We start from the raw sequence: 26,623 nt of genomic DNA on the forward strand, positions 1-26,623 counted from the left end.
GCTGAACGTGCCAGCCACCAGAAGCCAACCTGTTATCCAGATTTTGCCAACCGCTACGGCATAAGGGTTGCAGAAAGCTGATTACTAGCCTGTTTACGTTGCGAACGTCAATGACGACAACTATGAATAAGAGTAACCGTATAAAAATTCAGGGCTGAATTGATGCTGACAATTTTAGGCCGTGCCTCTTCGATTAATGTGCGCAAAGTGCTGTGGCTGTGCGATGAGCTTGCTCTGCCTTACCAGCGGGAAGAGTGGGGCGATGGATTCAGATCGACGCATGAGGCCCGGTTTCTGGCGCTGAACCCGAATGCGATGATACCGGTGATCAACGATGAAGGCTTTGTGCTGTGGGAATCCAACACCATTATTCGCTACCTGGCAAACGCCTACCAGGGCGAGTGGCTTTATCCCGTTGCGCCGCGCCCGCGTGCGCTGGTAGATCGCTGGATTGACTGGCAGGCCACCGAACTTAATACCGCCTGGCGCTACGCGTTTATGGCGCTGGTGCGCCAGTCGCCTTCTCATCAAAACGAACGGCTGCTGGCTGCCGCCTGCAAAGGCTGGACCTACACCATGGGCATCTTAAATCAGCAGCTGGAAAAAACCGGACGCTATGTGGCAGGCGAGCATTTCAGCCTGGCGGATATTCCCATCGGCCTGTCGGTTAACCGCTGGTATGAAACGCCGCTGGAGCATAAAAACTATCCCGCCATTCGCGCCTACTATGAACGCCTTACCGCCAGAGAAGGCTACGTAAAATGGGGCCGCAACGGCATGCCATAATGCACCGGCTTACGCCTGCGGCAACGCCACCGCACCGGCAGGCAGTCCGCTCATTTCACAGGCCAGCGTGCCCGCGCGGCTGATGGCGTAGCGATAGCGCTCATCAAAGGGATAGCAGCAGGAAAGCCGCAGCGCATGATTAGCGCGATCGCTCAGGGTATAGAGCGCGCCCGGCGTCAGGCAAATTTTCTCCTGTAGCAGCTGATGAAACAGCGCCTCGCTATCGACGCTATCCGGCAGCGTTATCCAGAACACAAAGCCGCCCTGCGGCAGCGTGGCGCGGGTGCCGACCGGAAAATGCTGAGCGATTAACCCACGTGCTTCATCCAGATTGGCCGCATAGCGACGCCGCAGTGCATGCAGATGACGATCGTAGCCGCCGCTAGCCAGAAACTGCGCCAGCGTCTCGCACAGCAGCGTCGATTCCGTCATAGAGGAAAATGCCTTTAGTCGGGCGATCGCCTGGCTGTAGCGACCGGCCGCCATCCAGCCAATACGAAAATCGGGCGCGATGGTTTTGGTAAAGCTGGTGCAGTAAATCACCCAGCCGTCGCGATCGAACGCTTTCACCGTTGGCCGCTGCGGCTCGCGGAACTGTAGCTCATCGTATAAGCCATCCTCAATCAGCGGAACCTGCCAGCGGTTCATCAGTGCCGCCAGCCGCTTTTTATTTTCCGGCGTCATGCTGCAGCCTAAAGGATTTTGCAGGCCCGGCATGGCGATTAGCGCCTGAATTCGGCCTTCCTGTAGCACCATCTCCAGCGCATCCAGCGACAGGCCGGTTTGCGGATCGGTAGGGATTTCCAGCGTCTTCAGGCCAAGACTGGCAAGCAGCGGAAACAGGAAAAAATAGGTTGGCGTTTCCAGGCCGACGCAATCCCCTGGACGCGTGGTAGCGCGCAGCGCCAGCTGCAACGCCTCCATGCAGCCGTGGGTTAGCGTAATGTTTTCGGCGGTGAGCTTCATGCCCATATAGCTGGCGCGGCGCGCAATCTCTTTGCGCAGGTTCTCGCTACCCGGCGGCAGCGCATAGCGCCCGATAATTTGCGGATGACGGCGCAACAGCGAGGCGGTAATACGCGCCAGCTTCGCGGTGGGGTAGAAATCACCGTCGCGCGGGCAGGCCAGCGAGATATTGATATAGTCGGGATGGTTTTGCGCGGCAAACACCGTATCGATCAGATCCAGTTTCGCCTGCCCTGGCGTGCTGACGGTGGCCTGATAGCCTGGGCTTTTTTCCGGCGCGGGTAGCCTGCTGCGCACGTAATAACCGGACTGCGGACGTGATTCAATCAGCCCGCGATCTTCCAGCACGCGCCAGGCGCTCAGCACGGTATTAATGCTGACTTGCTGCGCCACCGCCACGCGGCGGATCGCCGGTAAACGGCTGCCCGGCAGCCAGGTGCCGTCATGGATGGCGCTGGCAAAATTATCCGCCAGCTGCTGATAACGCCGGTTTTCGCTGAGATCGATGGACACAGTTGCCTCCCGAAGGCGTGGATACAGTGTTATAAAAGCGCTTTTGTACCCATTACAATACGCATTTGCTGTCTCTGTTACCATTGCCCAACGCCGCATAACATAAAGCTCTGTTCATATCCTGGAGCCTGCCATGATCGATCCCTCTTTTTTCAGCTATGTCACCGTGATGTCGATAACGCCGGGGCCTAATAACCTGCTGCTGGCAACCTCCGGCGTGAATTTTGGTTTACGGCGCACACTGCCGATGATCGGCGGTTTTTTATTGGGCTGTCTGGTTCAGCTGCTGCTGTTGGCGCTGGCGTTGGATCTGCTGCTGGGCTGGATGGACGCGATCCGCAAGCCGCTGACGCTGCTGGGCTGCGGCTGGATGCTGTGGTTGTCATGGAAAATCTGGCGCTCGGCGGCACCCACGTTACAGGCAAACGTCCGGCCGATGACCACGCTGGGCGGCGCGCTGTTTCAGGCGGTGAACCCAAAAGCCTGGCTGATGGTGAGTAACGTGGCGCTAATCTATATCGCTGATAACGGCATTGTTACCGTACTGACGGGCTATGCCTTGCTGAATTTGCCCTGCATTTTACTTTGGGCGTTTCTTGGCGAGCGTTTAAGCGTGCTGCTGGCGGTGGAGTGGAAGCGCCGCCTGTTTAACAGCGTGATGGCCGTTTCGCTGGCGCTGACGGCGTTGTGGATGCTGTATGAGGTGTGGGGGTAAATCTGCGGCGGCCCCGCGCGGAGGCCGCCATCAGGTTACTCCGGCGCGTCGCCGCTGCCCTGCTGCGATGGCCATTTCCAGTTTTGCACTTCCGGTAAATCTTCACCATATTCACGCACATAACGATGATGTTCAGCGATTTTTTCCGCCAAATCGTCAAGGATAGCGTCCGCTTTGCCCGCCAGCGATGGAATACGCTGTATCGCCTCCTGCGCCAGATGAAAACGATCCAGCTCATTCATTACCGTCATATCAAACGGCGTGGTGGTGGTGCCTTCTTCCATAAAGCCATGCACGTGGAAATTACGATGGTTATTGCGTTGGTAAGTCAGGCGGTGAACCAGGCTGGGATAGCCGTGGAAAGCGAACACCACCGGTTTCTCCTGGGTAAAGATTTGATCAAACGCCGCCTCTTCCATGCCGTGCGGATGCTGCTCTTTGGTTTGCAGCGCCATCAAATCCACCACGTTGACCACGCGTATTTTCAGCTGCGGCAGGTAAGTTTTCAGCAGATCCACCGCCGCCAGCGTTTCCATGGTGGGCACATCGCCTGCGCAGGCCATCACGATATCTGGCTCATCGCCCGGCTGCTCGGTGCCTGCCCATGACCAAATCCCCAGGCCCGCTTCGCAGTGCTGAATGGCCTGATCCATGGTCAGCCATTGCGGCTCCGGCTGTTTACCCGCCACGATAACGTTAATCCGATCCCAGGTTTTCAGGCAGTGATCGCCCACCCACAGCAGCGTATTGGCGTCAGGCGGCAGATAGATACGCACAATATCGGCCTTTTTGTTGGCGACGTGATCCATAAAGCCGGGATCCTGATGGCTGTAGCCATTGTGATCCTGCCGCCAGACGTGAGAAGAGAGCAGATAGTTAAGTGAGGAAACCGGCTTGCGCCACGGCAGCTTACGCGTGACCTTCAGCCATTTCGCGTGCTGGTTAAACATCGAATCGATGATGTGGATAAAGGCTTCATAACAGTTAAACAGGCCGTGGCGACCGGTAAGCAGGTAACCCTCCAGCCAGCCCTGACACTGATGTTCACTCAGGATTTCCATCACCCGACCATCGTGCGCCAGCTGCTCATCGTATGACCGTATCTCTTCCATCCAGGTGCGGTTGGTGACGTCGAACACGTCGCTCAGGCGGTTAGAGGCGGTTTCATCCGGGCCGAACAGGCGGAAGTTATCTTTATTACGCTGGAAAATCGCGCGCAGATATTGCCCCAAAATTTCCGTGGATTGCACCTGCTTTTCGCCAGGCGTGGTGACATTCACCGCGAACTCGCGGATATCAGGGGTGTTCAGCTCGCGACGCAACCGTCCGCCGTTGGCGTAGGGCTGCGCGCCCATGCGTTTTTCGCCCTGCGGCGCCAGCGCACGCAGCTCCGGCTTCAGCTTGCCTTGCTCATCAAACAGGTCGTCCGGCTGATAGCTACGCATCCATTGTTCAAGGATTTGGCGGTGCTCATCATTCTCACGGCAGGAAGAGACCGGCACCTGATGCGCGCGCCAGAAACCTTCGACTTTTTTACCGTCGACCGTTTTCGGCCCGGTCCAGCCTTTCGGGCTGCGCAGAATAATCATTGGCCAGCGCGGAATCGCTGCCGACGCGTCGCCGTTGCGGGCGCGGCGCTGATAATCACGAATCTTATCGAAGGCGTTATCCAGCACGTCCGCCATCTGCCGGTGCATTTTTTCGGGTTCGTCGCCGCAGACAAACAGCGGTTCATAGCCGTAGCCGCTGAACAGCTGATGCAGATCCTCATCGCTGCTGCGGCCAAGCAGCGTTGGGTTGGCTATTTTGTAGCCATTGAGATGCAAAATTGGCAGCACCGCCCCGTCGCGGGCGGCGTTGAGGAATTTAATGCCGTGCCAGCTGGAAGAAAGCGGGCCGGTTTCCGCTTCACCGTCGCCAATCACGCAGGTGGCAATCAGATCGGGATAGTCGAATACCGCGCCAAAGGCGTGCGATAAGGAGTAACCCAGCTCGCCGCCTTCATTGATTGAACCAGGGGTTTCCGGCGCGGCGTGGCTGGGAATGCCGCCGGGAAAAGAAAACTGCTTAAACAGCCGCTGCATACCGGTCGCGTCTTCGCTGATCTCCGGGTAGATTTCGCTGTAGCTGCCTTCCAGCCAGGTGTTGGCCACCATGCCCGGCCCGCCGTGGCCTGGCCCGCAGATGTAAATCATATCCAGATCGCGGTGGCGGATGATGCGGTTCAGGTGCGCATAGATAAAGTTAAGACCAGGCGTGGTGCCCCAGTGTCCCAGCAGGCGCGGTTTAATATGTTCAGGCTGTAACGGCTCGCGCAGCAGGGGATTATTCATTAAATAGATCTGACCCACTGATAAATAGTTCGCGGCGCGCCAGTAGCGATCGAGCTGTTTGAGTTCTTCCTGGATTTCTGGTGCATTCGTCATGCTTTTCCTCCGGTGACGTCAATCACAAATTCGGGCAGGGAGCGCTTTACCCGGGCGAAATGAAACTCAATACTCTTTAACCCTAATAGAAGAAAACTTAATCAGCCAAAAAACAGGCGTTTTAAGCAGGCTGGCAAGGAGCTGTGCTGTGTTTACCTCTGATGTTCATCTGTGGCTGACCGCGCTGGTGGTCATGGTCACCATTCTGCTGTGGGCCAGCGCGCGGCTGCCGGAATTTATTACCGCCCTGCTGTTTTTCGCTGCCGCGATGCTGCTGCATATCGCCCCTGCGGCCAGCGTGTTTGGCGGCTTCGCCTCTTCCGCGTTCTGGCTGGTGCTGAGCGGTTTTATTTTGGGCGTGGCGATCCGTAAGGTCGGGCTGGCCGATCGGCTGGCCCATGCGCTGGCGCCACGCTTAAGCCTCAGCTGGCCGCGCATGGTGGGCGGCACCATCCTTATCAGCTATCTGCTGGCGTTTATCATGCCTTCGAATATGGGACGCATCGCGCTACTGATGCCGGTCATCGGGGCGCTGGCGCAGCAGGCGGGCATCAAAGAGGGCAGTCGCGGCTGGGTGGGGCTGGCGCTGGCGGTAGGGTTTGGCACTTTTCAGCTTTCCGCCAGCATTCTGCCCGCCAACGTGCCGAACCTGGTGATGAGCGGGGCGGCGGAAACCGCTTATCATCTGCATCTGGGCTATATGCCGTGGCTATTTTTACAGGCGCCGGTGGTGGGATTACTGAAAGGCGTGCTGTTAACCTTGTGCATTTGCTGGCTGTTTCCGGCGCGTCCACAGGCGGTTGCGCGTGCTGCGCGGCTGCCCGCGCTGAGTCGGGAAGAGTGGCGGCTGATGATCCTGTTGCTGCTGACGCTGGCGCTGTGGATGACCGACAGCCAGCATGGCATCTCGCCCGCCTGGGTTGGCCTGTGCGCCGCCTGCTTCTGCTTGTTGCCGCGCGTGGGCTTTGTCTCCAGCGAGGCGTTCGCCAGTGGCGTAAATTTCCGCACCTGTTTGTATGTGGCGGCGATTCTGGGCGTGACGGCGGTGGTGGTTGATTCCGGGCTCGGCGCGCTTATTGCTCAGGGACTGCTGCGCATCACGCCGCTCGATCCCGCCACGCCTTTTGTTAATTTTATCTCGCTGAGCGCGTTGACCAGCGCGCTGAATTTTGTGGTGACCGCCAACGGTGTACCGGCGATGTTTACGCCGATGGCACAAAGTTTTGCCGCTGCCTCCGGTTTCCCGTTAGGCAGCGTGATTATGTTGCAGGTGTTGGCGTACGCGACGCCGCTGTTGCCCTATCAGGCCTCGCCGATTGTGCTGGCGATGGGACTGGGCAACGTATCGGCGCGAGACGGCCTTAAACTCTGCCTGCTGGTGGCTTTAGTCAGCCTGGTTCTGCTGCCGCCGCTCTACTACGGCTGGTTCTTGCTGTTGGGCTATTTATAACGGCATAAAAAACGGGCGACATCACTGTTGCCCGTTGCTTTGGCCGCTTGCGCTATGGCGCCAGCCTACTTGCCTGCCACTGCGGTGGAAAGCGAGGCTTCATCGTTAGCGGCGGCCGGCGTCATCGGCGCGTAATCCAGTTGCAGGATGCGGCTGGTTTCCGCCAGCTCCTGCTCGGTGGCACTGATATTGCCGTTCAGCTTTTGGCCGTAACAGGGAATCATCGCTTTCAGCTTCGCCTGCCATTCCGGCGTAGCGAATTGCTCCTTAAACACCTGCTGCATCAGGTTCAGCATAATCGGTGCGGCGGTAGAAGCGCCCGGCGACGCGCCCAACAGAGCGGAAACGGTGCCGTCCTGCGAGGTCACCACTTCGGTGCCCAGGCGTAGCACGCCGCCTTTTTTCGCATCCTTTTTGATGATCTGCACGCGCTGACCGGCCTGAACCAGGTGCCAGTCCTCTTTTTTCGCCTGCGGGAAATAGGCTTTCAGCGCCGTGTGGCGATCGTCGTCGCTCAGCAGCAGCTGGCTGACCAGATATTTTACCAGGTTGAAGTTATCCAGGCCCACGCGCACCATCGGCAGCAGATTGCTGGCGGTCACGGAACCGAACATATCCCACAGCGAGCCGGTTTTCAGAAAACGGGTCGAAAAGGTGGCGAAGGGGCCAAACAGCAGCACCTGCTTGCCATCCAGCATACGCGTATCCATATGCGGTACCGACATCGGCGGCGCGCCCACTGAGGCTTTACCATACACTTTCGCCAGATGCTGTTTTACGACCGCCTGATTTTCCGTTACCAGGAAAGAGCCGCCCACCGGGAAACCCGCATAGTTTTTCGCTTCCGGAATACCGGTTTTTTGCAGCAGCGGCAGCGCCGCGCCGCCCGCGCCGATAAACAGACGCTTCGCCCTGATCAGCTTTTTCGCGCCGTTATTGTTGAGATCGGCGAGGGTGACCTGCCAGCTGCCGTCAGCATTACGCGTAATATCACGCACTTCATGACGGGTCTTCAGGTTAAAGTTCGGGCTTTTAGTCAGGGAAGCGATCAGCTGGCGCGTGATTTCGCCGAAGTTAACGTCAGTGCCGATAGGCGTGCGCGTGGCCGCTACTTTTTGCTGCGGATCGCGGCCCTGCATCATCAGCGGCACCCATTGTGCGATCTGCGCGGCGTCTTCTGAATATTCCATGCCGCGAAACAGCGTGCTTTTCTGCAATGCCTCGTAACGTTTACGCAGGAAATTAACGTTATCGTCGCCGAAAACAAGGCTCATATGCGGGGTGGTATTGATAAAACTGCGCGGATGGTGCAAAACGCCTTTCTGTACCAGCGCAGCCCAAAACTGACGGGACACCTGGAAGGACTCGTTAATGTCGATGGCTTTACTGATATCGACCGAACCGTCCGCTTTCTCTGGCGTATAGTTCAATTCTGCCAGCGCGGAATGGCCGGTACCGGCATTATTCCAGCCGTTTGAACTCTCTTCCGCGACCTTATCCAGACGCTCTACCATGGTGACAGACCAGTCTGGTTCCAGCTCCTGAAGGTAAGCACCCAGCGTGGCGCTCATAATCCCTCCGCCGATGAGTAGTACATCGACGTCCTCTTTATCTTCTGCGACTGCATGCTTGCTTAGGCCGAAAGCATTCATACACAGCTTTAGAAGTAATGCTGTTTTACGCATGAGGCGGCATCTCCGTCTGTTGATAGCTCAACAGATCATTGCAGGTGAAAGCGTCCAGCTTCTGGCGGGCGGGTTGCTCTCTTTCCATAACTAACAGGCGAATAAAATAACCCCGCACCGGGTGGGCGTTAACCACACGTTATCGGTGCGCTAGAAATATAACATTCTCGCAATAAAATTGAATAATTTGTTTAAACTTTAAAAGTTGTTTGAATTTTGACCACGCTGAAGCGATTAGTCTCACACTTTTATGCGACAAATAGTTGAAGCAGCCAGAAGCCGCTTGTGAAAAGGAGTGACAGGTAAGCGTTCCCTTACTTTTTCGCAAGGGAACGGGAGAGTCGGGAAGGAATTAAAGCAGATGTAATTTTTTTACGTCGACCAGCAGGCTTTTGCCATGATGCAACAGGGTGCCATTGACCGAAATCAGATCGTCCGGTTTCACTTCCTGGCCCTGCCACACCTCGTCGTCGATTTGTAGCTGTACGGTGCCGGTGCGATCGCGCAGCTCCCAGGTTTTTTTACCGGTTTGCCGAATAATATTGCCCTGCAACGTTACCCAGGTGCCGGTAGAAAGCTGCGCCAGCTGATGCGTGGCGGTCAGCTGCTGATTATCCGTTACCGCGCGGTAGCCATCTTTCTGATCTTCCGGCGGCGGCGCTTTGCCGTCGGGGTTAAAGCCGCCGTCGGCAGCCAGCGCCGGGGCGGCCAGCACTACCGCCAGGCATAGCGTCGCTATTTTATTCATCGCTTTCTCCTGACGTCGGCCAGCGCTGCTGCGTTATTACGGCTCGCCCAGCTGCTGCACATCGATCCAGTGGCGCGCGCCATCCTGACGTACCCGACCATTCAGCCGCACCTGATCTTTGGCATCATAGGTTTCGCCGTCCCAGACTTTTTTCGGGATAACCAGGTCAATTGTCTGGTCGCCATGACCGCGTAGCTGATAGCGGTTATCGCCTTTCTGCTTCACGATATAGCCTTCAACCGTTACCCAGGCGCCGTCACGCATGGTTTTTACCAGTTCCAGAGGCGCTGAAGTGGTGTCTTCCGTGCCTTTATAGCCGCTGTCCTGATTCTCAGGCGGTTTCTCACCGCCTTTATAGCCGCCGCTCTCTTCGGCAAAGACCGGCAGCGCGAAAAGGGCGATCAGGGCTGCAATAGTCAATTTTTTAGCCATACATTCTCCTTAATAACTGTCCGTTCGGGCCAGGCGAAAAACGCCTTTGCAGAATATAAGCCTGGCACAGTCTGGTGAAGTCGGGAGAAAAACGGCGACAGACGCGTTGATAACGCACAACTTTAGGACAAGAGGTGAATCAGGTGAGCAAATTTAAACCTTGCCAAAGCGACGCCAGAGAAAACGCAGCACGAAAAACTCTATCGTCCCCAGCACCAGAAACCACAGGCACAGCACAAAGGTATAGAACTGATTAAGATCGCTGAAATGAAACAGCGACATCAAACGGGCCGTAAGCGCCGGGCCAGGCGCGGGCGCGGGCAGCAGTAGCGCAGATAAAAAGCCCAGCAGCAGGATGCTCATCGGCGCAAGCCAGTTTTCAAACGTGGATTTCATAAGGTTCAGGATAATGAAGGAAACGAGAGGATTATTGTCCGTGAATCAGCGGATGGGTTCAACGTTTAGCAGTTTGACCCGGCAAAAGGGAGCGAGGCAAGCCTGAAGCTTAAAAAAATCAACCGCTTACTCTCCGTATTTATAGCGAAGATGTTAATAATGCCGACCTTGTTTAGCTTTTGTTTACGTTCGGCTTTGCATAATCGCCGCGAATTTTGTGATCTGCTTCAAAAAAATTTGCCGCTAAAAGGTGCCGTTGTTATAATTTCGTTGTTTTTTTCAACAAAAGTTAAGCAGGTCATCAGTCATGAAAAAGTTCTTCCGGTATGTGTTTCGCGCTTACGTTGAAACCTTTAAGCATGTACCGCCAGGCGCGCTGAACTAACGGCGACGCCGCACGAAACCCTCGATAACCGCGGCCAGGGAACGACCGGTGGTTATCAAACCTTTCTTACAACGCCTCTTCTCTTTCCAAAGCAGCGACTTTTTCCACAGCATTTTCTCTTGCTAAAACATTTTCTCTTGCTAAAGCCTCTGGTACTTGTCTTAACCCCCCGTCGCTCACGCTTCATGCCTTTTCCGTCTCACGCGTTCTGTATCTGGCGCAAATCTACAGCTATTTTCTTAAATAGCCGTTGTTGATAACTGCCGCACACTTTTATCAACCGCTGTCATCAGGCGGCCTGCAAACAAGGCGAAGCGCTATTTAGCGCCTAAACTTAGCGGGTATCCCTAACCTGAGAGCAGCTGATGAAGAGAGCAACCCGGAGACGCGGGCCGACTAACCGCACACTTCTTCTCGGTATGGCCGCAGTAACCGTGGCCGGTACGGCGCTGTTTATTAAGCAATGGCGTAAATGGCAACAGACGCCGCCGGTGGGTATTCATAGTCATCAGGCGGGTCTGGCAGGTTATTATCAACAGGTCGGGCCGTGGCGCATGTTCACCCGCACCACGCCGGAAAGCCGCCCCGGTCTGCCGGTGGTTCTACTGCACGGCATGGTTCTCTCCGGGCGCGCGATGGAAGATCTGGCGCTGGCGTTAGGCTGGGAATATCGCGTCCTGGTGCCTGACCTGCCGGGTTTCGGCGGCAGTTCGCTGCCGGTTTCACAGCCGGTATTAAATATCGATCGGCTGGCAGAAGCGCTGTGGATGTGGATGCAGCAGAATCAGCTGTCGCGCGCTATTTTCGTCGGCAGCTCGATGGGTTGCCAGGTGCTGGCCGCGTTGGCGGTTGCGCATCCTGAGGCGGTCGCCGGGCTGGTGCTGCAAGGCCCCACCGTGGATCGTCATAACCGTACGCTGCCGCGCCAGCTCTGGCGCGACTGGCGCAATCATCGGCGGGAAGCGCACCGCTCGCCTGCGGCGCTTAGTCGCGTCGATTACGCCAAAGCTGGTGTCTGGCGCGCCATCGGCACGCTACGCGCTATGATGCATGACCGCATCGAGCAGCGCCTGCCGCATATCAACGCGCCGACGCTGGTGGTGCGCGGCTCCTACGATGTGGTTTCGCCTGCCCGCTGGGTGGCAGAAGTGGTCGCGCTGTTGCCGCGTGGCGAACTGATGACCATTGCACAAGGCACCCACACGTTGCACTACGTTTATCCGTGGAGCTACGGTCGCGCTATCCGACCCTTTATCGATCGCGTGCAGAAGGAGCAGGAAAATCATGAGTAAACCTCCCAAGGGCATCGCCCGCTTTGACTCCTCTGCCGCAATGGTCATGGCGCTCAGCAATGCGCTGCACCAGCGTCCTTTTAGCAGCCCAAGCCAGTCGCCAACGCTGGATCGCGTACTGCCCGCGCTGAATTTACTGCCTGAGCGCGTGCGTGAATGGGGCTATGCGCTGGGCGGCATGGCCGAAGGCCTGTCGCTGAGTCAGGCGCAGCAGCTGGATATCGAAGCCATTGCGCGCTGGGTGGCGAATCAATATCCGCAGCAGCAGTATCAGGCGGCGTTTGTTGGCTCTTCTAACGGCGCGATGGTGCATTTGGCGGCGGCGATGGGCGTGCCCTGGCTGCCGCAAACCTTTCTGTGCCCGGTGCGTTCGCAGCATAACGATCCAGACGATGCGCAAAAAGGCATGGCGCATGGCAAACCAATAACCGACGCGTTGCTGGCGGCCTCGCCGCATCTGGCGGTACATCATATGCAGGATCCGAATCAGGATCGGCTGATGCTGGAGCAGATCGCCTATTTCCGCCTGAAGCACCGTAAACTGCCGCTGGAGTATCATGAATTTTTACTCAGTTCGCTGCCGCCGGGCAGTACGCTGGTGATCAACCACTGTACGCAACAGTGGCCTGCCACGCGTACCAGCGAGCGTTCGTTTTATCAGTTTGGCGCGCTGGGCGGCGCAACGGAGCAGGAATACTTCTCCGGCGGGCCGCGGGTAATGGAGTATCTGGCGCGTTGCGGTCTGGAACGGGAAAAATGGGAGCCGCCGCTAGCGGATGCCACCGTACCGGAAGCGGAATGGGGCTTCGACGCGCACCTGATGGCCGAGCTGAAAAAGCTGGCTAACAGCCAGAACTGGAAGCTGGTAGAGCTGCGCTATGAAAACCCAGAAGCCCTAAGCTTTGTGACGGCAGAAATTTACCGTGACTGGTATCTGTCGGCGGGCGTAATTGCTTCGCGGCTGGTGGTGGACAACTTCCTGTTGATGGATCCCTGGACCACCATGCAACAGTACGCCATTCCCTTCTGGCTGACCTTCTGCACCGAGCCATCGGCCGATGCCTTGCAGCGCTATCTCGACCGTCAGCCGCCGTTCCGCAATATCGACCTGATGCTATTTTCTCACGGCACGGAAAGTATTGGCATGGCGCCGATTGAGCGCTGGCAGCAGCTACTGGATTATGCCAAAGATGAGGGCGCGTTTGTGGGGGTTGATACCGAACGCTTCCCGCGCGATTTCGCTACGCTGACGCGTTTTGATGAGGAGCTGAAGCAGCGCGCGCCGCTGTTGCCGCCGCCTGAGCCGCTAACCACAGAGAAATTTTTAGCGGGCGTACAGCGCTATGGGGATAAGTTTCAGGTGGAGTGTTTGCTGCATAATTAAGGCGGCGAAAGGTGGGCAGTCAGGCCCGGTGACCTGACTGCTGACTAACTGCTTACTGCGTTTTTTCAGCGATAAGAGTCAGTTTCTCATCGGTAGCTTTCTCTTCCTGCAGGGTCTCTTCCAGCAGGCGAGCCGCTTCTTTATAGCCCAGCTTCAGCGCCAGCGCGCGCAGCGTGCCGTAGGCGGCAATTTCGTAGTGCTCAACTTTCTGCGCTGCGCCGATCAGGCCAGCATCACGCACCACGCCTTTCTCTACGGAATCGATGATTTCCTGGGCTTCTTCTACCAGACCTTCCAGCGCATGGCATTTCATACGTTTAATACGCACTTCCGGGGTCGCTTCAACCAGCTGGTCGAGACGCTCGATTTGGCCCTGAGTTTCTTCCAAATGAGTTTTGAACGCTTCGATAAGTTTCTCATCGCTAGCGGCACGTGCCATTTTCGGCAGGGCACGGCTAATTTGCTTTTCCGCACTGTAAACATCGGACAGATCGTGAATAAACAGGTCTTCCAGCGTTTTAATACTCATCGTAATCTCCATAACCAAAGGATAATAATTGATAAAGTCAGGGTAACGTGCCCTGTTAATTTCAGTATAGTCAAAAATAAACAAATGCAACGGCAGGAAAATCAGATTAGGATTCGTCCGTGCATTACCGCTGCGCTTGTTTTAAATACCACAATGGCAGGGTGATAAATAAGTCACAGAAAAGAACGGGCGCTAAGATATAAATGGAAATGGAACAGCGCTACGCTATAAAAAGCGCGGCAGAAAACAGGATGGCTATAAACCATGCTACCCGCAGTACGCAAAGGCGCACTGCGGGTTTAACTAATTTTTACAGGTACTTACCTGAGATTAATTAGCTACGGCGGCTGTTCTGCCCGCCTTTTTTGCCTGCTTCAGAGGCTTTTTCGCGGTCATTTTTAAAATTACCGCCGCTTTGTTGTCCGCCTTTCTTACCGGCTTCAGAGGCTTTTTCACGATCTTCTGCAAAGTTACCTGAACCACCACGATGCTGAGTCATATTATTTCTCCTCATACGTATTTACAGAATGCATATATTTATCTGTGGGCGATAAATATATGCGCATCCAACGGTTCTAAATCTAGCGCCTGAGGATAATATTGCAAGTTAACCGCCGTTAAAAGTTTTTCTTATGGCGCGTAATAGTCCATAAGTTACCGTTCCATAACGGATAAATGAAAATGTTATATTTTATGAATGGCGGCGTGTATATAAATTTGCGTTTCGCTTGTTAACAGCGGAAACGATTGGAAAGCCATGTTTGACGCTGACTACAGATTATTCCTGGTATAAGTTGTGGTTCTACTCTCTTCAGGCGCAAGCGGTAAACAAACGGCGGCGTTTCGTTTAGTTGTGGTGCTGCCAGTCTGCGTTATAACAGCGCGCTTATGGATCACGCTGGATTGATTTTTATTGCCTGCATGGAGAAATATAATAACCGCATAAGTTAGCAGATGAATTATTTAAACTAATAGCCTGATAAACGGGAATAAATGATTCGCTTAATTAGCTTTATTATCATTAGTTATTCATGGCGTGTTGAATATTGTTATTTTCATAAAAGTTAATAATACTGGTCCCGGCGGCTTGTTCTTTTAATTAATTATTAATTTGAGGTATACAGCAACGATCAAAGGAATGATTCGCTGAGTTTATGGTTGACGACTTTATTACCAGGGAAAAATAAAAGGAATTTTTATGGAAAGAATAGCAGCTACAGTTTTTTTAGGCCTGCTGTCAATAAACAGCTATGCCGCCAATCACTCCCTTCCTGCCAGCGCTAATGTAATCCCTGGCGGCGCGATTTCCGGAACCTCTGCTAAGCCTGTCACGCAAAACAGCATTAATACGCCACAGGCATACCGCAATACACTTCTGGCCTCCAATACCAGCACCTATATAAAATGTACTTATAAGATTGATAAAGACCCGACTAATCCGGCTTCTTCATGGGTTTGGGCTGTCTATCCACCGCAACCCGATCGTTACGCTATGGTGCACGGATACTGGCGCGACAATTCGGTCGCCACGAATATGTTTTATACCAATGCCTCGGCGCTGGAACTGAAAGAAGTTTGCCAGTTTACCCTTAAACATGCGGGCATTGAGGGTGAAGTTGCCATTCCTTATGCCGGGGATTCGGTGTTCTCCTACTATTATAATTTCTGGAGCCAGGGCTTTGACCAGCCAGAAGCGCGAGTAGAAGGGGTTGCCCTGGATCGGCTGGTGGTATTCGGCGACAGCCTGTCCGATACCATTAATGTGTATAACGCCAGCTACGGCGCAGTGCCGAAAAATAGCGCATGGTTTTATGGCCGTTTTTCTAATGGGCCGGTATGGCATGAATATTGGACGAATCAATTAAGTATTCCTTCTTATGTTTGGGCGACCGCCAATGCGGAAAGCGGTGTAAAACCCCTTTTCCCCAGCTTTATGGAACAGCTACATAGCTTTAAAGAATATATAGCCTATGCGCAGGGATATGACATAAAGAAAACCCTGTTTACCGTTTTGTTTGGCGGCAATGATTTTATTACCGGTAATAAAACGCCTGAAGATATCATTACTAATTACCGCAGCGGTCTTGCGCAGCTGGCGCATCTGGGCGCCGCACAGGTAATTATTATGAAGCTGCCCGACTTTTCAGGCGTGCCTGCGGTACGTGACTGGAAAGCGGCCGATAAGCAGGCGTTAAAAGAAAAATCGGTAACCTTTAACATGCAGGTCGATCTGCTGGCCCAGGAGTTAAACAGAACTTATCCTGGCACCAGGTTTATCGTGCTTTCGCTTGATAAAGCCTATGATAATCTGATTACACACGCTAATACCTTAGGCTACGTTAATACCAAAGATACCTGCCTTGATATTAAAAATGATACGTTGAGTTATATGTATCATCATAATCCACGTCCGGACTGTAAAAGCAGCGGTGGTAGATATCTCTTCTGGGATACTATGCATCCCACGACTTATGCCCATGCAGATCTGAGTAAAATGCTTTTCCAGGAACTGCAATTAAAATTGCAGGAGACAGCGCCTCGCTAACGCAAGCGCTGGCTTTCCTGACCCGCCGGGTTGAAAAGGCCCGGCGGGTCAGTTTTCTGGCGGCCCTATTCTGTAATAGCCTTGTCAGTCCGCTACGCCTGCGACTAAAATAGCCCCCTGAGGTGATGGCGTTCCACCTTACCCAACCGCTTTTTTCTGAGAGCTGATGACGCCTGACACGACACTTTCTGTGAGGGAAGGTGTAACGCATGTCAGGATCTCGCTCTGCCTCCTTATTGCGCTATACCTTATTGAATTAACACCTTTATCAGGTATTGACCACCATGTTGAAATCTATGCTGGCAGTGATGCTGGGGGGCGCCGCAGGCTGTACGCTGCGCTGGCTAATCTCGTTGCGCTTTAATGCGCTATTTCCCAATCTGCCGCCGGGAACGTTGCTGGTTAATTTGCTGGGCGGGTTAATTATCGGCATGGCAACCGCCTGGTTTATGAAAAATCCGCAGCTTTCGCCGGAATGGAAACTGCTGATCGTTACCGGACTGTGCGGCGGTCTCACCACCTTTTCTACCTTCTCGGCCGAGATCATGCTGCTGATGCAAAGCGGCAAATACCTGTGGGCCATGGGTCATGTACTGGTTCATGTTACCGGCTCGCTGTTGATGACGTTTGCCGGTTTTGCGCTGGTTAACCTGCTGGGCTAAATAACCTTCTACAGTTAAACCGGGCGGCGCACGCGGTGCGCTGGTTTTCCCGCTTAACAAGGAGGACAAATGACTAACCCGACATTTCTTAATCTGGTGCTGCTGGAAGGCAATCCGTTAACGTTGCTACACGCGGCAAAGCAGGCGGGTTTCGATGAGGTAGAGATCTGGCAGGAGAATGTGCAGGCGGCGCAAGGCGGTGCTGCGGCCATTCGGGCGCAGGCGCAGCGGCTTAATCTGGGATTTACCAATTGTCAGGTGCTGCGTGATTTCGCCGGTGCGCCGCAGGCTTTGCGCGAGGAGAAGCGGCAGCAGGCGCAGCAGTTTTTTCAGCTGGCGCAGGCGATAGGTTGCCGCACGGTTCAGGCGCCCGCCTGCACGCGGAAAGATTGTCAGGCGGATTTGATTGATGACGATTTACGCTGGCTTTCCGCCGAGGCGGCGCATCACGATTTACGCATAATGTATGAACCCATGGCGTGGAGCGCGGTAGATAACCGGCTGTATCCCACCTGGCAGCGGCTAAAACGGCTCGATCTGCCGAATGTCGGGCTGGTGGTGGATCTGTTTCATATCGCGGCGCGTGGGGACGATGCCAGCGTGCTGGATGCGATTCCCGCAGAGCGGATTTATGAAGTACAGCTGTGCGATATGGCTGAGGCGGTAACGCCAGATAATATGGCGCAGCTGATGGATACCGCTCGCCACCGACGTCTGCTGCCTGGCGACGGCATCCTGCCGGTGGCGGATTTCAGCGCCGCCTTACAGCGTAAAGGCTATCGCGGCCCTGTGGGCATCGAAGTGTTTAACGATACGCTGAAACAGCAGCCGCCGCAGGTTGCCGCCGCGCAGGCGTTTGCCGCGCTGCACCGCTACTGGCCTTAATCGCTCTCGTTAAAGCAGCGGGCAATAAAACTCACCGCCCGCTGTGCGCCAGAGCCGGAAATCGTATGGCCGACGCCGCTTTCAAACAGTGTTTCCACCGGCGCGCCCGCCGCCTTCAATCGCAGCGCGGCGGACTCCGTCTCTTCCCACGGAATCACCGGATCGGCTCTGCCGTGAACCAGCAGCACCGGCGCATTGTGCGTCGGCATCAGCGGATCGGGCGTTGCCAGACGACCAGAAAAGGCCACCACGCCCGCCAGCGGCCAGCGACCGGACGCCAGCGCATCCAGCGCCATAATCGAACCCTGGGAAAAGCCCACCAGCAGCACTTTTTCCGGCTGCGTCACCTGATGCGCGTTCAGCAATCCGTGCAGCGTTTTATCGAAGGCGGCGCGCGCTTCCCTTACTCGCCCGCCGCGATTTTGCGCGGTGACGCCCTCCAGACTGAACCATTGGAAACCGGGGCCGTGATCGAAGCGAAAGGGCGCATCGGGCGCGGCAAAAGCGGTTGCGGGCAACAGCGGTGCCCAGTGCGGCCCAAGCCCGGCTAGATCATCGCCGTTGCTGCCGACGCCGTGCAGAAAAATCACCAGTTTTTTTGTCATTTTCGCCTCCACGCGCAAAGTTTTAGCATGCGCCTTTACATTACATAGTCAAACCCTGGCGATAATTTGCACTAAGCTCAGTGGTTCGTAGGGCAAAAAATGAGCGTATCTATGCTATTTCGCCGTTTCGAACGTTATATCAATATCTTCCAGGATGCACCCGGCACCGCGCCACCGAATCGCATAGGCGCTTTCTACCATTATTTTCTTCGACAGGTATGGCGCAGTTTTGCCGCCCTGCTGGCGGTCGGCCTGATTGCTGCGCTGATTGAGGTCGCGCTTTATCGCTATTTAAGCCAGCTGATCGATATGGTTAACACCTCCACGCCCGCCAGCTTTTTTCAGGAACATTGGGGCACGCTGCTGTGGATGGCGGCGGTGGCGATGATCCTGCGTCCGCTGTTTATCGGCCTGCATGATTTGTTAATCCATCAAAGTATTGGTCCCAGCCTTGGCAGCCTGATCCTGTGGCAAAACCACAGCTATGTGCTGCGCCAGAGCCTGAAATTCTTCCAGAACGACTTCTCCGGGCGCATTGCTCAACGCATTATGCAAACCGGCAATGCGCTGCGCGATTCAGCGGTGCAGACCGTTGACGCTATCTGGCACGTCTCCATTTACGCGATTACGTCGCTGGTGCTGTTTGCCGAAGCGGACTGGCGGCTGATGCTGCCGCTGATCGCCTGGATTTTCGCTTACGCCAGCACGCTGCGCTACTTTGTGCCGCGCATCAAGGCGCGATCGGTGATCTCATCCGAGGCGCGTTCCAAACTGATGGGCTGCATTGTTGATGGCTATACCAACATCACCACGTTAAAACTGTTTGCCCATACCGATCTGGAACAGCGCTATGCGCAGGAGGCGATTGGCGAGCAGACGGAGAAAACCCAGCAGGCCAGCCGGATGCTGACCAGCATGGATATCACCCTTTCTACGCTGAACGGCTTACTGATTGGCACCACCTGCGGGCTGGCGCTGTGGCTGTGGAGCGAGTCGTTGATTACCGTCGGCGCGATTGCGCTGGTTACCGGGCTGGTGATTCGTATTGTGAATATGTCGGGCTGGATCATGTGGGTGGTTAACGGCATTTTCGATAACATCGGGACGGTTCAGGATGGGCTGAGTACCATCGCGCAGCCGCTCAGCGTCACCGATGCACCGAATGCCAAACCGCTACGCGTGACCCAGGGTGCTATTCGTTTTCACAACGTTCATTTTGACTATGGCGGCGGACGGCGAGTGATCAATAACCTGAACCTGGAGATTCAGCCGGGTGAAAAAATTGGGTTGATCGGGCCGTCTGGCGCGGGAAAATCGACGCTGGTCAACCTGCTGCTGCGGCTGTATGACCTGGAAGGCGGCAGCATCAGCATTGATGGTCAGGCGATTACCCAGGTCACGCAAACCAGCCTGCGTGCGCAGATTGGCATGATCACCCAGGACACATCGCTGCTGCACCGCTCGATCCGCGATAACCTGCTGTATGGCCGCCCGGATGCCAGCGAAGAAGAGTTGTGGATGGCGATTCGTCGGGCGCGCGCCGATGAGTTTATTCCGCAGCTTTCCGATAACCTGGGCCGCACCGGGCTGGATGCGCACCTGGGCGAGCGCGGCGTCAAGCTTTCCGGCGGTCAACGCCAGCGTATTGCTATCGCCCGCGTGCTGTTAAAAGATGCGCCGATTTTGATTATGGATGAGGCCACCTCGGCGCTGGATTCCGAAGTCGAAGCGGCGATTCAGGAGAGCCTGGATACGCTGATGGAAGGCAAAACGGTGATTGCCATCGCCCACCGGCTTTCCACCATTGCCCGACTCGATCGGCTGGTGGTATTGCAGCAGGGCAAAATTATTGAGATGGGTAATCATCAGCAGCTGCTGGCACATAACGGGCTTTATGCGCGTTTGTGGCGTCATCAAACCGGCAACTTTGTTGGCGATCACTAAGCTTCGCCGCGGCGGTAGGGCAGTGCGTCACGCGCTTCCTCCGCCCAGGCCAGTACGCCCGCCTGCTCCTGCTGCAAAAAATCACCTACCGCGGCGCGTAGCCCTTCATGGCGCAGCCAGTGCCACGAGCGGGTCAGCGTCGGCTCAAAACCACGCACCAGTTTGTGTTCGCCCTGCGCGCCCGCGTCGAAACGGCGCAGACCGTGCGCAATAGCGTAATCCATTCCCTGCCAGAAACAGGTTTCAAAATGTAGCCGGTCAAATTCCGCCAGACAGCCCCAATAGCGACCATAGAGCGTATCGTCGCCCGTCAGGCTGAAGGCCATCGCCACCGGCTGCGACTCGCGCTGGGCAAACACCACGCGGATCGCCTGCGGCATCCGCTCCGCCAGCAGACTGAAAAAGTCGCGCGTCAGATAGGGCAGCTGTCCGCGCACCGCGTAGGTATTGGCGTAACAGGTATAGACAAAATCCCACTGGGTTTCGCTCAGCTCGCCGCCGCCGAGCCAGTGAAAGTGGATACCGTTGGCGGCAACCTGCTCGCGCTCTTTCCGAATCTGCTTACGCTTGCGCGACATCAGCGTATCAAGGAAATCCTGAAAGTCGCGGTAGCCGGGATTGTGCCAGTGATATTGGCAGCCGAGGCGTGCCAGCCAGCCGGGCTGCGTCGTTAGCAGCGCATCGCTGCGCGCATCGGTAAAGTTAATGTGGGCACCGGAAAAACCGCGTTGCGCCAGCGTTTCAGGCAGCGCTTCCAGCAACGTTGTCAGCGCCGACGCTTCGCCCAGCAGACGCGGCCCGCTGACCGGACTGAACGGAATGGCGCTCAGCCATTTGGGATAATAGGCAATACCGGCGCGATGACAGGCGTCCGCCCAACTGTGGTCGAACACATATTCGCCCCATGAATGGCTTTTTTGATAGCCCGGCAATGCCGCACACAGTTTTCCCTGCGCAAAGGCGACCAGATGCGCCGGTTGCCAGCCGCTCTCTGCGCCCACGCTGCCGCTCTCTTCCAGCGTTTGCAGGAAGGCGTAACGTAAAAACGGATTGTTATCAGGCAGTAGCGCATCCCAGTCAGCGGCGGGAACAGCAGCAAGCGAAGAGAGAAAAGAGAACGACATCAACAGGCTCCGGCAGAGAGCGGGCGAACCGTAAACCGGCCGCCCGAGAGTGAGACTTCACCTTAGCATATTCGGCTTAGTCGCTGTCTTCACGCATATTCAGCGCCAGCGCGCTGGAGGGATCGAACAGCGACAGGCTTTCAATTTGATCCAGCAAGATGACCTTACGAAAATCGAGCGCCGACTGCGGCTCGGTCGTCAGGCCGATATCGTGTTTGGCATACCAGGCGCTGTAGTTATGTTCCACCACCAGGTCGAGCGTATTACTGTCGCGGTAGCCGCTCAGCATGGGGATCAGCACCACGTTATTGGCATCAACGCTGTCGAAGGATGAGGACATAATCATGCCGATATAGATGCGATGAGACGTCAAAGTAATCCACGCCAGCTCGCCGCCTTCCATACACTGATAGAGCAGATGCTCCACGCCGTTGGTACGGGTCAACGTATTATAGAGTTCGCGGCGGCCACGTCCGTCAAGCCGCGCGCTGCCCGCCCAGTTAGAGCGATAAAGGCAAAACAGCACGGCAAAAGAGAGCATGATCACCACCGGCGCCTGGATGCCGAGAAAGCTCCAGTTCATAAACTCGCTGTGATAGTAGTGGTGTCCGGTGCCAAAATATTCCGGCAGCGCATTCATAACTGCGGAGGCGGCCAGCAGCAGCAGCCAGATAATTGCGGTGGCGATAACGCCCTGGATAACAAAAATACAGCCATAAAGCGCGACCAGGAAATAGACGTCCCAGCCAAAAGTACGTTTAAACTTGAAGCGCGTAGAGAGATCGCGGCTGCTGTACCAGTAGCCGCACACCATCAGCACCATAAATATTGCCGTTCCCATCTTATGCCCTCTTTAATGATGCGACATGGCGGGCAAAATCTTTCTGCACCTCCTTGCTGTGAATATTAACCATCGCGCTGCCATTTTCGTCGATAACGATACGATCGCCATCCTCAATCGAATCCTGAACATCGTCCTGAGACATCACCTGCAGTAGTTTTTCCGGGCTGTTAAACAATGAACGAATAAGCTTAAGCATCACTTTCCTCCTGTTGACCCTAAGTGTAGGAAGGGATTGCGGCTTTGGCAGAGGATCTCTCCTAATCAGATAACGAAACGGCAAAAAAAGGGCGCCGTCCGGCGCCCGCAAGCGTTTTATCAGAAATCGACGCTGGCCTTGAGCTGGATTTCACGCGGCTCGCCCACCGCTACGCGCAAATTATTGCCGCTGGAAGGATACCAGGTGTTGTCGAACAGGTTCTTCACGTTGACCTGCCACTTCACCTTATAGCTATCGATTGGCGTACTCCATGCGACGAAGGCATCGGCGACGGTGTAATCATCCAGATAAAATCGGTTGGCGGTATCGCCAGGACGACGTCCGACATAGCGTGCGCCGACGCCCGCCCGCAGATCGTCCGCCGGGAGCAGTCCGGTTGGGCCGAAATCGTTGGTAAGAAACAGCGCAGCGGTATGGCGCGCGACGTTGGTCAGCGCATTGCCATTATTTTCCGGGTCAGAGGTGACGCGCGCGTCGGTCCAGGCGTAGCTACCGATCAGGCTCAGGCTATCGGTTAGCTGGCCCGCGATATCCAGCTCTACGCCCTGGGATCGCACCTTGCCCGCCGTACGGGTGACGGTTTCGCCATTAACCAGTTCGCTGACCATCACGTTGCGTTTGTGAATATCGAACAGTGCCAGGGTGCCGGTTACGCGTCCCGGCAGATCGATCTTCGCGCCCACCTCATAGGCTTTACCCAGTTCCGGCGGCAGCGCGCCGATTTGCGTGGCGATAGAGCTATTCGGCTTAAACGATTCGGTATAGCTGGCGTAAAGGCTCGACCAGCTGTTGAGGTTGTAAACCACACCGGCGCGCGGCACCAGGCGGCTATCGGAGGCGTCGGTGTTGGTTTTAAACGGACGGCCTTTGCCTGACATCACATCAAAGCTGTCGTAGCGCAGCCCGCCCAGCAGCAGCCAGCGATCGTTCAGGCGCATCGCATCCTGTATAAACCAGCCACGGCTGTCGATGTTTTCCCGCTGGTCGCTGTCTTTGGCGCTCACCGTGGTGGAGGCGGGCATCACGCCGTAAACCGGATGGTAGATATTAAAAGAGGCATCTTTTTTGCCGCGAATCATATCGCCACGGAAGGTGCGGTCCGCTTCATAATCGAAGCCGAGCAGCAATTGATGGTTAACCTGGCCCCAGTCAACGTCGCCGTTAAGGGTCAATTGCACCATCTGCGAGCGGCTTTCGGCGGCGTCGGTGGCATCCGCCTGGCGCGTCAGAACGCCGGTTTCGGCGTTGAAGGCGGTGGCGCGCGCCTGATTATCGCTGTAACGGTTACGGCTAAACGCATAGGTTAACTGCGAGCGCCAGCGATCGTTCAGCGTTTGGTCGAGCTGGAAACTGAGCGTGTCCTGATCGCCGCGCGTAGCGTTATAGCCTTCATCGAAGCGGCGCTCGCGCGGCGTATCCACCGGCTTACCGTTGCGGGGATCGATAACCGTGCCGCGATCGAACGGCGTCAGATATTCCATATGCTCCCAGGCGACGCGCACGGTGGTGTTTTCGCCGTACCACATCAGCGAAGGCGCGATCACCGTCTGGCGGTTGCGGCCAAAGTTGCGCCAGTAATCGGTTTCATCGTGATCGACAATCAGACGACCGGCAAAGCCGGTGGCGCCCAGCGGGCCGGTCACATCGAGCTGACCGCCGCCGCCGCCGAAGCTGCTGCTGCGTCCTTCCAGATGCACATGTGGCATAAGCTGCGGTTTCTTGCTGATAACGTTAATCAGGCCGCCTGGCTCATTCATGCCGTAGAGCATGGAGGAGGGACCTTTTAGCACCTCTACGCGTTCGCTGGTGGGCGTGAAATTGCGCGCCTGAACCGAGCGCACGCCGTCGCGCAGAATCGAGCCGTCACGGTTATCGCCAAAGCCGCGTTTGATAATCGCATCCTGCGTGCCGCCCAGCGTGTTGGACTGGGTGATGCCGCTGACGTAACCCAGCGCTTCATCCACATCCTGCGCCGCACGGTCATCCAGAAACTGATGCGGCACCACCGTCACGTTTTGCGGCGTATCGATAATTTTCATCGGCGAGCGGGTGGCGGTGACGCTGCTGTGCGGCTGATAGCCCGCGTCGTTGTTGCTGTCCTGCGTAACCAACAGCGTATTTTCCTCGGCCTGCAACGCTGGCGACAGCAGCAGGCTAGCCAGCAGGCACGGGGCGATTTTATTCATTTGGTTGTTGACTCCAGAAGGTCCCTGAAAAATCCAGCGGTAAAAACTGCTGGTAAAGTTGCTGCATGGTTTGCTGCGGATCGACATCGGCGAACAGCTGCGGATAGAGCATTTTGGCGATCCATTCGGTGGCGACGACGTGATAAGGGCTGAGATAAAAATTATGCCAAAGCGCGCCTGCACGCCCGTTGCGCACCGCTGTCAGCTGGCCGATCAGCGGCTGCGCATTCATCACCTGCTGGAAACGTTGCCTGGCCTGTTGCGCGCTAACCTGTGGCCCCAGCGCAACGGTTTTGCTGGTGCTGCCGACGCTGGCCATGCCGGTGGCGATATAAACCTGCGGCTGGGCGGCAAGCACCTGCTCTGGGTTAAGCTGGCCGAAAACGCCTTTTACCGTCCCGGCGGCAATATTGTCGCCACCGGCAAAGGCGATCAGCTGGCCCAGATTGCCGTTTACCGCGGTGGTGCAGCAGGTATCGCGCCGTCCCAGATGCAGGTGCAGCATCACTGTGGTGCGCGGCCCTTGCCGATTGGCCAGGCGCTGCTGAATGCGCTGCATATGCGATTGATAAAATTCACTAAATGCCTGCGCGCGCTGCGGCTGGTTTAACACCTCGCCAAGAATTTTGATGCTGGGAAGGGTGTTGTGCAGCAGATCGACACGTAAATCGACGGTTATCACCGGCACGCCCGCCTGCTGCATTACCTGACGAAAACGCGCCTCTTCGCCGCCGGTTTTCGCCAGCCGCGGCAGGATCACCAGGTCAGGTTGTAGCTGTAAAACGCGTTCGGGGTTCAGTTCGCGCACGCTGCCGCTGCCCAGCAGAGGAATTTGCGCCATTTGCGGAAAGCGTTGCACATATTGCTGCCAGCTTTGCGCATCATACCTGGCCAGATCGCCCGGCCAGCCTGCAATATGCGCCGCCGGATAGCCCGGTTGCAGCAGCGCGAGCGTATAGAGCATTCGGCTTTCGCCGAGAATAATGCGCTGCGGCCGATCGGGTACCGTGACGCTGGTTCCAGTGATATCAACAACTTGTCGCGCAAAGAGAGAGTGGCTGAGCAGTAACAGCAGAAAAACGAGTTTGCGCATGGGGGAATGTAAGTAAATGGAAAAGTAAATGATAATTAAAATCACTTACCATCTCAACCGTTACCGCTACGCTGTGAAACAGAGCTAATCAGTATTTTTATCGATCAGGTTCAGTACCGCGATAGACGGGGGATTAAAAATTTCCTGAACTCTACTTTCCACATTGAATATCTTTGCAATTACATCAACCCCTTCCTTGCGGGTTACATAGTCGACGTCGAATGAGGTTATGGCTGTTAGATCAGGCTGTTGGGGATAAAGATGCAGGTTTGTCAGATACCAATACATAACGGCCTGACCTCCTACCGTTATAACCGGAGACGGAAGTAAATGAGCGCTATCGATCAGATAACGGTTGAGTTTGATAATTTGTTCTTCAGGGGGGATAGAGTGCAACGTCATAAAAAAGGCCATCAATCGGATGAGCTTATTTAGCCTTTAACCAATGCGGGCAAAGACATCCCATTTTTATCAGAAAAAGGTAAGGCTGCGGCCTCCGCTAACAGGCACAATCCCATCAGGGCGTTTGTCCAGTTTACGCCCGGGAGCCAGGCCGTTTCGGACGGCTTCAACGCGCTGTTGATACTCACGCTGATGTCTTTTTTTATCGTCTTGAGCTGACATAATTTATCACCGGTTTGCTTAGTGGCCTGTACTTCTTCGCTCAAATATACGTCGCTATTCAGCTTCTGGCAAACCCCCGCGTATTAGCCAGCTAAGGGCTATGAACATATAACCGGAGACAGTATGGTCAAAAGTTATATGAAATAGTCATGCCCCGATATAAATGCAGGCAATGACCTTTTTGTTA

26 protein-coding genes and 1 riboswitch are annotated in these 26,623 nt (G+C 55.5%); of the genes, 10 read left to right on the forward strand and 16 right to left on the reverse strand.

Annotation, left to right across the window (positions count from 1 at the left end):
- The first annotated feature begins 162 nt into the window (after positions 1–162).
- Positions 163–786, forward strand: coding sequence for a glutathione S-transferase family protein (locus J2X14_RS11355; RefSeq protein WP_352411324.1), 624 nt, complete (start codon positions 163–165; stop codon positions 784–786).
- Positions 787–795: 9 nt separating this feature from the next.
- On the opposite strand, the gene J2X14_RS11360 is transcribed toward J2X14_RS11355, so the two are convergent.
- Positions 796–2,265, reverse strand: a complete 1,470-nt coding sequence (locus tag J2X14_RS11360; RefSeq protein WP_352411325.1) for an aminotransferase-like domain-containing protein — start codon at positions 2,263–2,265, stop codon at positions 796–798.
- A 133-nt stretch (positions 2,266–2,398) separates the two neighbouring features.
- Here J2X14_RS11360 and J2X14_RS11365 point away from each other — a divergent pair, with 133 nt between their 5' ends.
- Positions 2,399–2,980 (forward strand): LysE family translocator, encoded by a 582-nt coding sequence (locus J2X14_RS11365; RefSeq protein WP_352411326.1) that lies wholly within the window; start codon positions 2,399–2,401, stop codon positions 2,978–2,980.
- 35 nt (positions 2,981–3,015) lie between these two features.
- Here the strand turns inward: J2X14_RS11365 and J2X14_RS11370 are convergent, their stop codons facing one another.
- Positions 3,016–5,406, reverse strand: a complete 2,391-nt coding sequence (locus J2X14_RS11370; protein WP_352411327.1) for a phosphoketolase family protein — start codon at positions 5,404–5,406, stop codon at positions 3,016–3,018.
- 148 nt (positions 5,407–5,554) lie between these two features.
- On the opposite strand from J2X14_RS11370, the gene J2X14_RS11375 reads away from it, so the two are divergent.
- On the forward strand, positions 5,555–6,856 hold the full coding sequence (locus J2X14_RS11375; protein WP_352411328.1) for an SLC13 family permease: 1,302 nt from the start codon (positions 5,555–5,557) through the stop codon (positions 6,854–6,856).
- A gap of 65 nt (positions 6,857–6,921) precedes the next feature.
- Here the strand turns inward: J2X14_RS11375 and J2X14_RS11380 are convergent, their stop codons facing one another.
- The 4 genes from J2X14_RS11380 to J2X14_RS11395 all read right to left on the reverse strand — a co-directional run bounded on the left by J2X14_RS11380 (position 6,922) and on the right by J2X14_RS11395 (position 10,117).
- Complete coding sequence (locus J2X14_RS11380) at positions 6,922–8,541, reverse strand: malate:quinone oxidoreductase (protein WP_352411329.1); 1,620 nt, start codon at positions 8,539–8,541, stop codon at positions 6,922–6,924.
- Positions 8,542–8,893: 352 nt separating this feature from the next.
- Positions 8,894–9,289, reverse strand: a complete 396-nt coding sequence (locus J2X14_RS11385; protein ID WP_352411330.1) for a YgiW/YdeI family stress tolerance OB fold protein — start codon at positions 9,287–9,289, stop codon at positions 8,894–8,896.
- A gap of 36 nt (positions 9,290–9,325) precedes the next feature.
- On the reverse strand, positions 9,326–9,721 hold the full coding sequence (locus tag J2X14_RS11390) for a YgiW/YdeI family stress tolerance OB fold protein (RefSeq protein ID WP_352411331.1): 396 nt from the start codon (positions 9,719–9,721) through the stop codon (positions 9,326–9,328).
- Positions 9,722–9,874: 153 nt separating this feature from the next.
- Positions 9,875–10,117, reverse strand: a complete 243-nt coding sequence (locus J2X14_RS11395) for a DUF1158 family protein (protein WP_352411332.1) — start codon at positions 10,115–10,117, stop codon at positions 9,875–9,877.
- Between the two features lie 307 nt (positions 10,118–10,424).
- Here J2X14_RS11395 and azuC point away from each other — a divergent pair, with 307 nt between their 5' ends.
- From azuC to J2X14_RS11410, 3 genes are all read left to right on the forward strand, one after another.
- Positions 10,425–10,502 (forward strand): stress response protein AzuC, encoded by a 78-nt coding sequence (gene azuC / locus J2X14_RS11400; protein WP_352411550.1) that lies wholly within the window; start codon positions 10,425–10,427, stop codon positions 10,500–10,502.
- 365 nt (positions 10,503–10,867) lie between these two features.
- Positions 10,868–11,794 carry an alpha/beta fold hydrolase gene (locus J2X14_RS11405; protein ID WP_502889994.1) on the forward strand — a complete coding sequence of 309 codons (927 nt, stop codon included), beginning with the start codon at positions 10,868–10,870 and terminating at the stop codon, positions 11,792–11,794.
- Entirely contained in the window at positions 11,787–13,178 is a 1,392-nt protein-coding gene (locus tag J2X14_RS11410; protein ID WP_352411333.1) for a hypothetical protein, read from the forward strand. Before J2X14_RS11405 ends, J2X14_RS11410 begins: the two co-directional genes overlap by 8 nt.
- A 52-nt stretch (positions 13,179–13,230) precedes the next feature.
- Here J2X14_RS11410 and J2X14_RS11415 read toward each other — a convergent pair whose 3' ends face one another.
- Positions 13,231–13,707: a YciE/YciF ferroxidase family protein gene (locus J2X14_RS11415; protein ID WP_352411334.1), complete on the reverse strand. Its 477-nt coding sequence runs from the start codon at positions 13,705–13,707 to the stop codon at positions 13,231–13,233.
- Positions 13,708–14,041: 334 nt separating this feature from the next.
- Complete coding sequence (locus tag J2X14_RS11420; RefSeq protein WP_085068825.1) at positions 14,042–14,206, reverse strand: con-10 family general stress protein; 165 nt, start codon at positions 14,204–14,206, stop codon at positions 14,042–14,044.
- Positions 14,207–14,905: 699 nt separating this feature from the next.
- On the opposite strand from J2X14_RS11420, the gene J2X14_RS11425 reads away from it, so the two are divergent.
- The 3 genes from J2X14_RS11425 to J2X14_RS11435 all read left to right on the forward strand — a co-directional run bounded on the left by J2X14_RS11425 (position 14,906) and on the right by J2X14_RS11435 (position 17,799).
- Entirely contained in the window at positions 14,906–16,252 is a 1,347-nt protein-coding gene (locus J2X14_RS11425) for an SGNH/GDSL hydrolase family protein (RefSeq protein ID WP_352411335.1), read from the forward strand.
- Between the two features lie 112 nt (positions 16,253–16,364).
- Positions 16,365–16,435, forward strand: a riboswitch (Fluoride riboswitch).
- A 101-nt stretch (positions 16,436–16,536) separates the two neighbouring features.
- Complete coding sequence (gene crcB / locus J2X14_RS11430; RefSeq protein ID WP_352411336.1) at positions 16,537–16,914, forward strand: fluoride efflux transporter CrcB; 378 nt, start codon at positions 16,537–16,539, stop codon at positions 16,912–16,914.
- A gap of 69 nt (positions 16,915–16,983) precedes the next feature.
- Positions 16,984–17,799 carry a sugar phosphate isomerase/epimerase family protein gene (locus J2X14_RS11435; RefSeq protein ID WP_352411337.1) on the forward strand — a complete coding sequence of 272 codons (816 nt, stop codon included), beginning with the start codon at positions 16,984–16,986 and terminating at the stop codon, positions 17,797–17,799.
- Here the strand turns inward: J2X14_RS11435 and J2X14_RS11440 are convergent.
- Positions 17,796–18,404 carry an alpha/beta hydrolase gene (locus tag J2X14_RS11440; RefSeq protein WP_352411338.1) on the reverse strand — a complete coding sequence of 203 codons (609 nt, stop codon included), beginning with the start codon at positions 18,402–18,404 and terminating at the stop codon, positions 17,796–17,798. The two genes, J2X14_RS11435 and J2X14_RS11440, sit on opposite strands and share 4 nt — an antisense overlap.
- A gap of 111 nt (positions 18,405–18,515) precedes the next feature.
- Between J2X14_RS11440 and J2X14_RS11445 the strand changes: the two genes are divergently transcribed.
- Positions 18,516–20,348 carry an ABC transporter ATP-binding protein gene (locus J2X14_RS11445; RefSeq protein WP_352411339.1) on the forward strand — a complete coding sequence of 611 codons (1,833 nt, stop codon included), beginning with the start codon at positions 18,516–18,518 and terminating at the stop codon, positions 20,346–20,348.
- On the opposite strand, the gene J2X14_RS11450 is transcribed toward J2X14_RS11445, so the two are convergent.
- The 7 genes from J2X14_RS11450 to J2X14_RS11480 all read right to left on the reverse strand — a co-directional run bounded on the left by J2X14_RS11450 (position 20,345) and on the right by J2X14_RS11480 (position 26,480).
- A complete protein-coding gene (locus J2X14_RS11450) occupies positions 20,345–21,472 on the reverse strand; it encodes a GNAT family N-acetyltransferase (protein ID WP_352411340.1) in 1,128 nt (375 codons plus the stop codon). The two genes, J2X14_RS11445 and J2X14_RS11450, sit on opposite strands and share 4 nt — an antisense overlap.
- Positions 21,473–21,548: 76 nt before the next feature.
- Complete coding sequence (locus tag J2X14_RS11455; RefSeq protein ID WP_352411341.1) at positions 21,549–22,313, reverse strand: hypothetical protein; 765 nt, start codon at positions 22,311–22,313, stop codon at positions 21,549–21,551.
- Between the two features lies 1 nt (position 22,314).
- The gene (locus tag J2X14_RS11460) at positions 22,315–22,512 is read right to left on the reverse strand and encodes a hypothetical protein (RefSeq protein WP_352411342.1); all 198 of its coding nucleotides are present in this window, start codon (positions 22,510–22,512) and stop codon (positions 22,315–22,317) included.
- A 119-nt stretch (positions 22,513–22,631) separates the two neighbouring features.
- Positions 22,632–24,719: a TonB-dependent siderophore receptor gene (locus J2X14_RS11465; RefSeq protein WP_352411343.1), complete on the reverse strand. Its 2,088-nt coding sequence runs from the start codon at positions 24,717–24,719 to the stop codon at positions 22,632–22,634.
- Entirely contained in the window at positions 24,712–25,812 is a 1,101-nt protein-coding gene (locus tag J2X14_RS11470) for an ABC transporter substrate-binding protein (protein ID WP_352411344.1), read from the reverse strand. The genes J2X14_RS11465 and J2X14_RS11470 overlap by 8 nt, the downstream gene beginning before the upstream one ends.
- Positions 25,813–25,896: 84 nt before the next feature.
- A complete protein-coding gene (locus J2X14_RS11475) occupies positions 25,897–26,214 on the reverse strand; it encodes a hypothetical protein (RefSeq protein ID WP_352411345.1) in 318 nt (105 codons plus the stop codon).
- Between the two features lie 29 nt (positions 26,215–26,243).
- A complete protein-coding gene (locus J2X14_RS11480) occupies positions 26,244–26,480 on the reverse strand; it encodes a hypothetical protein (protein WP_352411346.1) in 237 nt (78 codons plus the stop codon).
- Between the last annotated feature and the right edge of the window lie 143 nt (positions 26,481–26,623).

Source organism: Mixta sp. BE291 (genome assembly GCF_031457955.1).
GTDB lineage: Bacteria > Pseudomonadota > Gammaproteobacteria > Enterobacterales > Enterobacteriaceae > Mixta.

Excerpts from the sequence above, each read along its gene's own strand:
- J2X14_RS11390 (WP_352411331.1), bottom strand. The coding sequence starts at position 9,721 with ATGGCTAAAAAATTGACTATTGCAGCCCTGATCGCCCTTTTCGCGCTG.
- J2X14_RS11410 (WP_352411333.1), top strand. The coding sequence starts at position 11,787 with ATGAGTAAACCTCCCAAGGGCATCGCCCGCTTTGACTCCTCTGCCGCA.
- J2X14_RS11465 (WP_352411343.1), bottom strand. The coding sequence starts at position 24,719 with ATGAATAAAATCGCCCCGTGCCTGCTGGCTAGCCTGCTGCTGTCGCCA.
- J2X14_RS11425 (WP_352411335.1), top strand. The coding sequence starts at position 14,906 with ATGGAAAGAATAGCAGCTACAGTTTTTTTAGGCCTGCTGTCAATAAAC.
- J2X14_RS11420 (WP_085068825.1), bottom strand. The coding sequence starts at position 14,206 with ATGACTCAGCATCGTGGTGGTTCAGGTAACTTTGCAGAAGATCGTGAA.
- J2X14_RS11470 (WP_352411344.1), bottom strand. The coding sequence starts at position 25,812 with ATGCGCAAACTCGTTTTTCTGCTGTTACTGCTCAGCCACTCTCTCTTT.
- J2X14_RS11370 (WP_352411327.1), bottom strand. The coding sequence starts at position 5,406 with ATGACGAATGCACCAGAAATCCAGGAAGAACTCAAACAGCTCGATCGC.
- J2X14_RS11355 (WP_352411324.1), top strand. The coding sequence starts at position 163 with ATGCTGACAATTTTAGGCCGTGCCTCTTCGATTAATGTGCGCAAAGTG.
- J2X14_RS11450 (WP_352411340.1), bottom strand. The coding sequence starts at position 21,472 with ATGTCGTTCTCTTTTCTCTCTTCGCTTGCTGCTGTTCCCGCCGCTGAC.
- J2X14_RS11395 (WP_352411332.1), bottom strand. The coding sequence starts at position 10,117 with ATGAAATCCACGTTTGAAAACTGGCTTGCGCCGATGAGCATCCTGCTG.
- J2X14_RS11415 (WP_352411334.1), bottom strand. The coding sequence starts at position 13,707 with ATGAGTATTAAAACGCTGGAAGACCTGTTTATTCACGATCTGTCCGAT.
- crcB (WP_352411336.1), top strand. The coding sequence starts at position 16,537 with ATGTTGAAATCTATGCTGGCAGTGATGCTGGGGGGCGCCGCAGGCTGT.
- J2X14_RS11455 (WP_352411341.1), bottom strand. The coding sequence starts at position 22,313 with ATGGGAACGGCAATATTTATGGTGCTGATGGTGTGCGGCTACTGGTAC.
- J2X14_RS11385 (WP_352411330.1), bottom strand. The coding sequence starts at position 9,289 with ATGAATAAAATAGCGACGCTATGCCTGGCGGTAGTGCTGGCCGCCCCG.
- J2X14_RS11440 (WP_352411338.1), bottom strand. The coding sequence starts at position 18,404 with ATGACAAAAAAACTGGTGATTTTTCTGCACGGCGTCGGCAGCAACGGC.
- J2X14_RS11405 (WP_502889994.1), top strand. The coding sequence starts at position 10,868 with ATGAAGAGAGCAACCCGGAGACGCGGGCCGACTAACCGCACACTTCTT.
- J2X14_RS11380 (WP_352411329.1), bottom strand. The coding sequence starts at position 8,541 with ATGCGTAAAACAGCATTACTTCTAAAGCTGTGTATGAATGCTTTCGGC.
- azuC (WP_352411550.1), top strand. The coding sequence starts at position 10,425 with ATGAAAAAGTTCTTCCGGTATGTGTTTCGCGCTTACGTTGAAACCTTT.
- J2X14_RS11435 (WP_352411337.1), top strand. The coding sequence starts at position 16,984 with ATGACTAACCCGACATTTCTTAATCTGGTGCTGCTGGAAGGCAATCCG.
- J2X14_RS11460 (WP_352411342.1), bottom strand. The coding sequence starts at position 22,512 with ATGCTTAAGCTTATTCGTTCATTGTTTAACAGCCCGGAAAAACTACTG.
- J2X14_RS11365 (WP_352411326.1), top strand. The coding sequence starts at position 2,399 with ATGATCGATCCCTCTTTTTTCAGCTATGTCACCGTGATGTCGATAACG.
- J2X14_RS11445 (WP_352411339.1), top strand. The coding sequence starts at position 18,516 with ATGCTATTTCGCCGTTTCGAACGTTATATCAATATCTTCCAGGATGCA.
- J2X14_RS11475 (WP_352411345.1), bottom strand. The coding sequence starts at position 26,214 with ATGACGTTGCACTCTATCCCCCCTGAAGAACAAATTATCAAACTCAAC.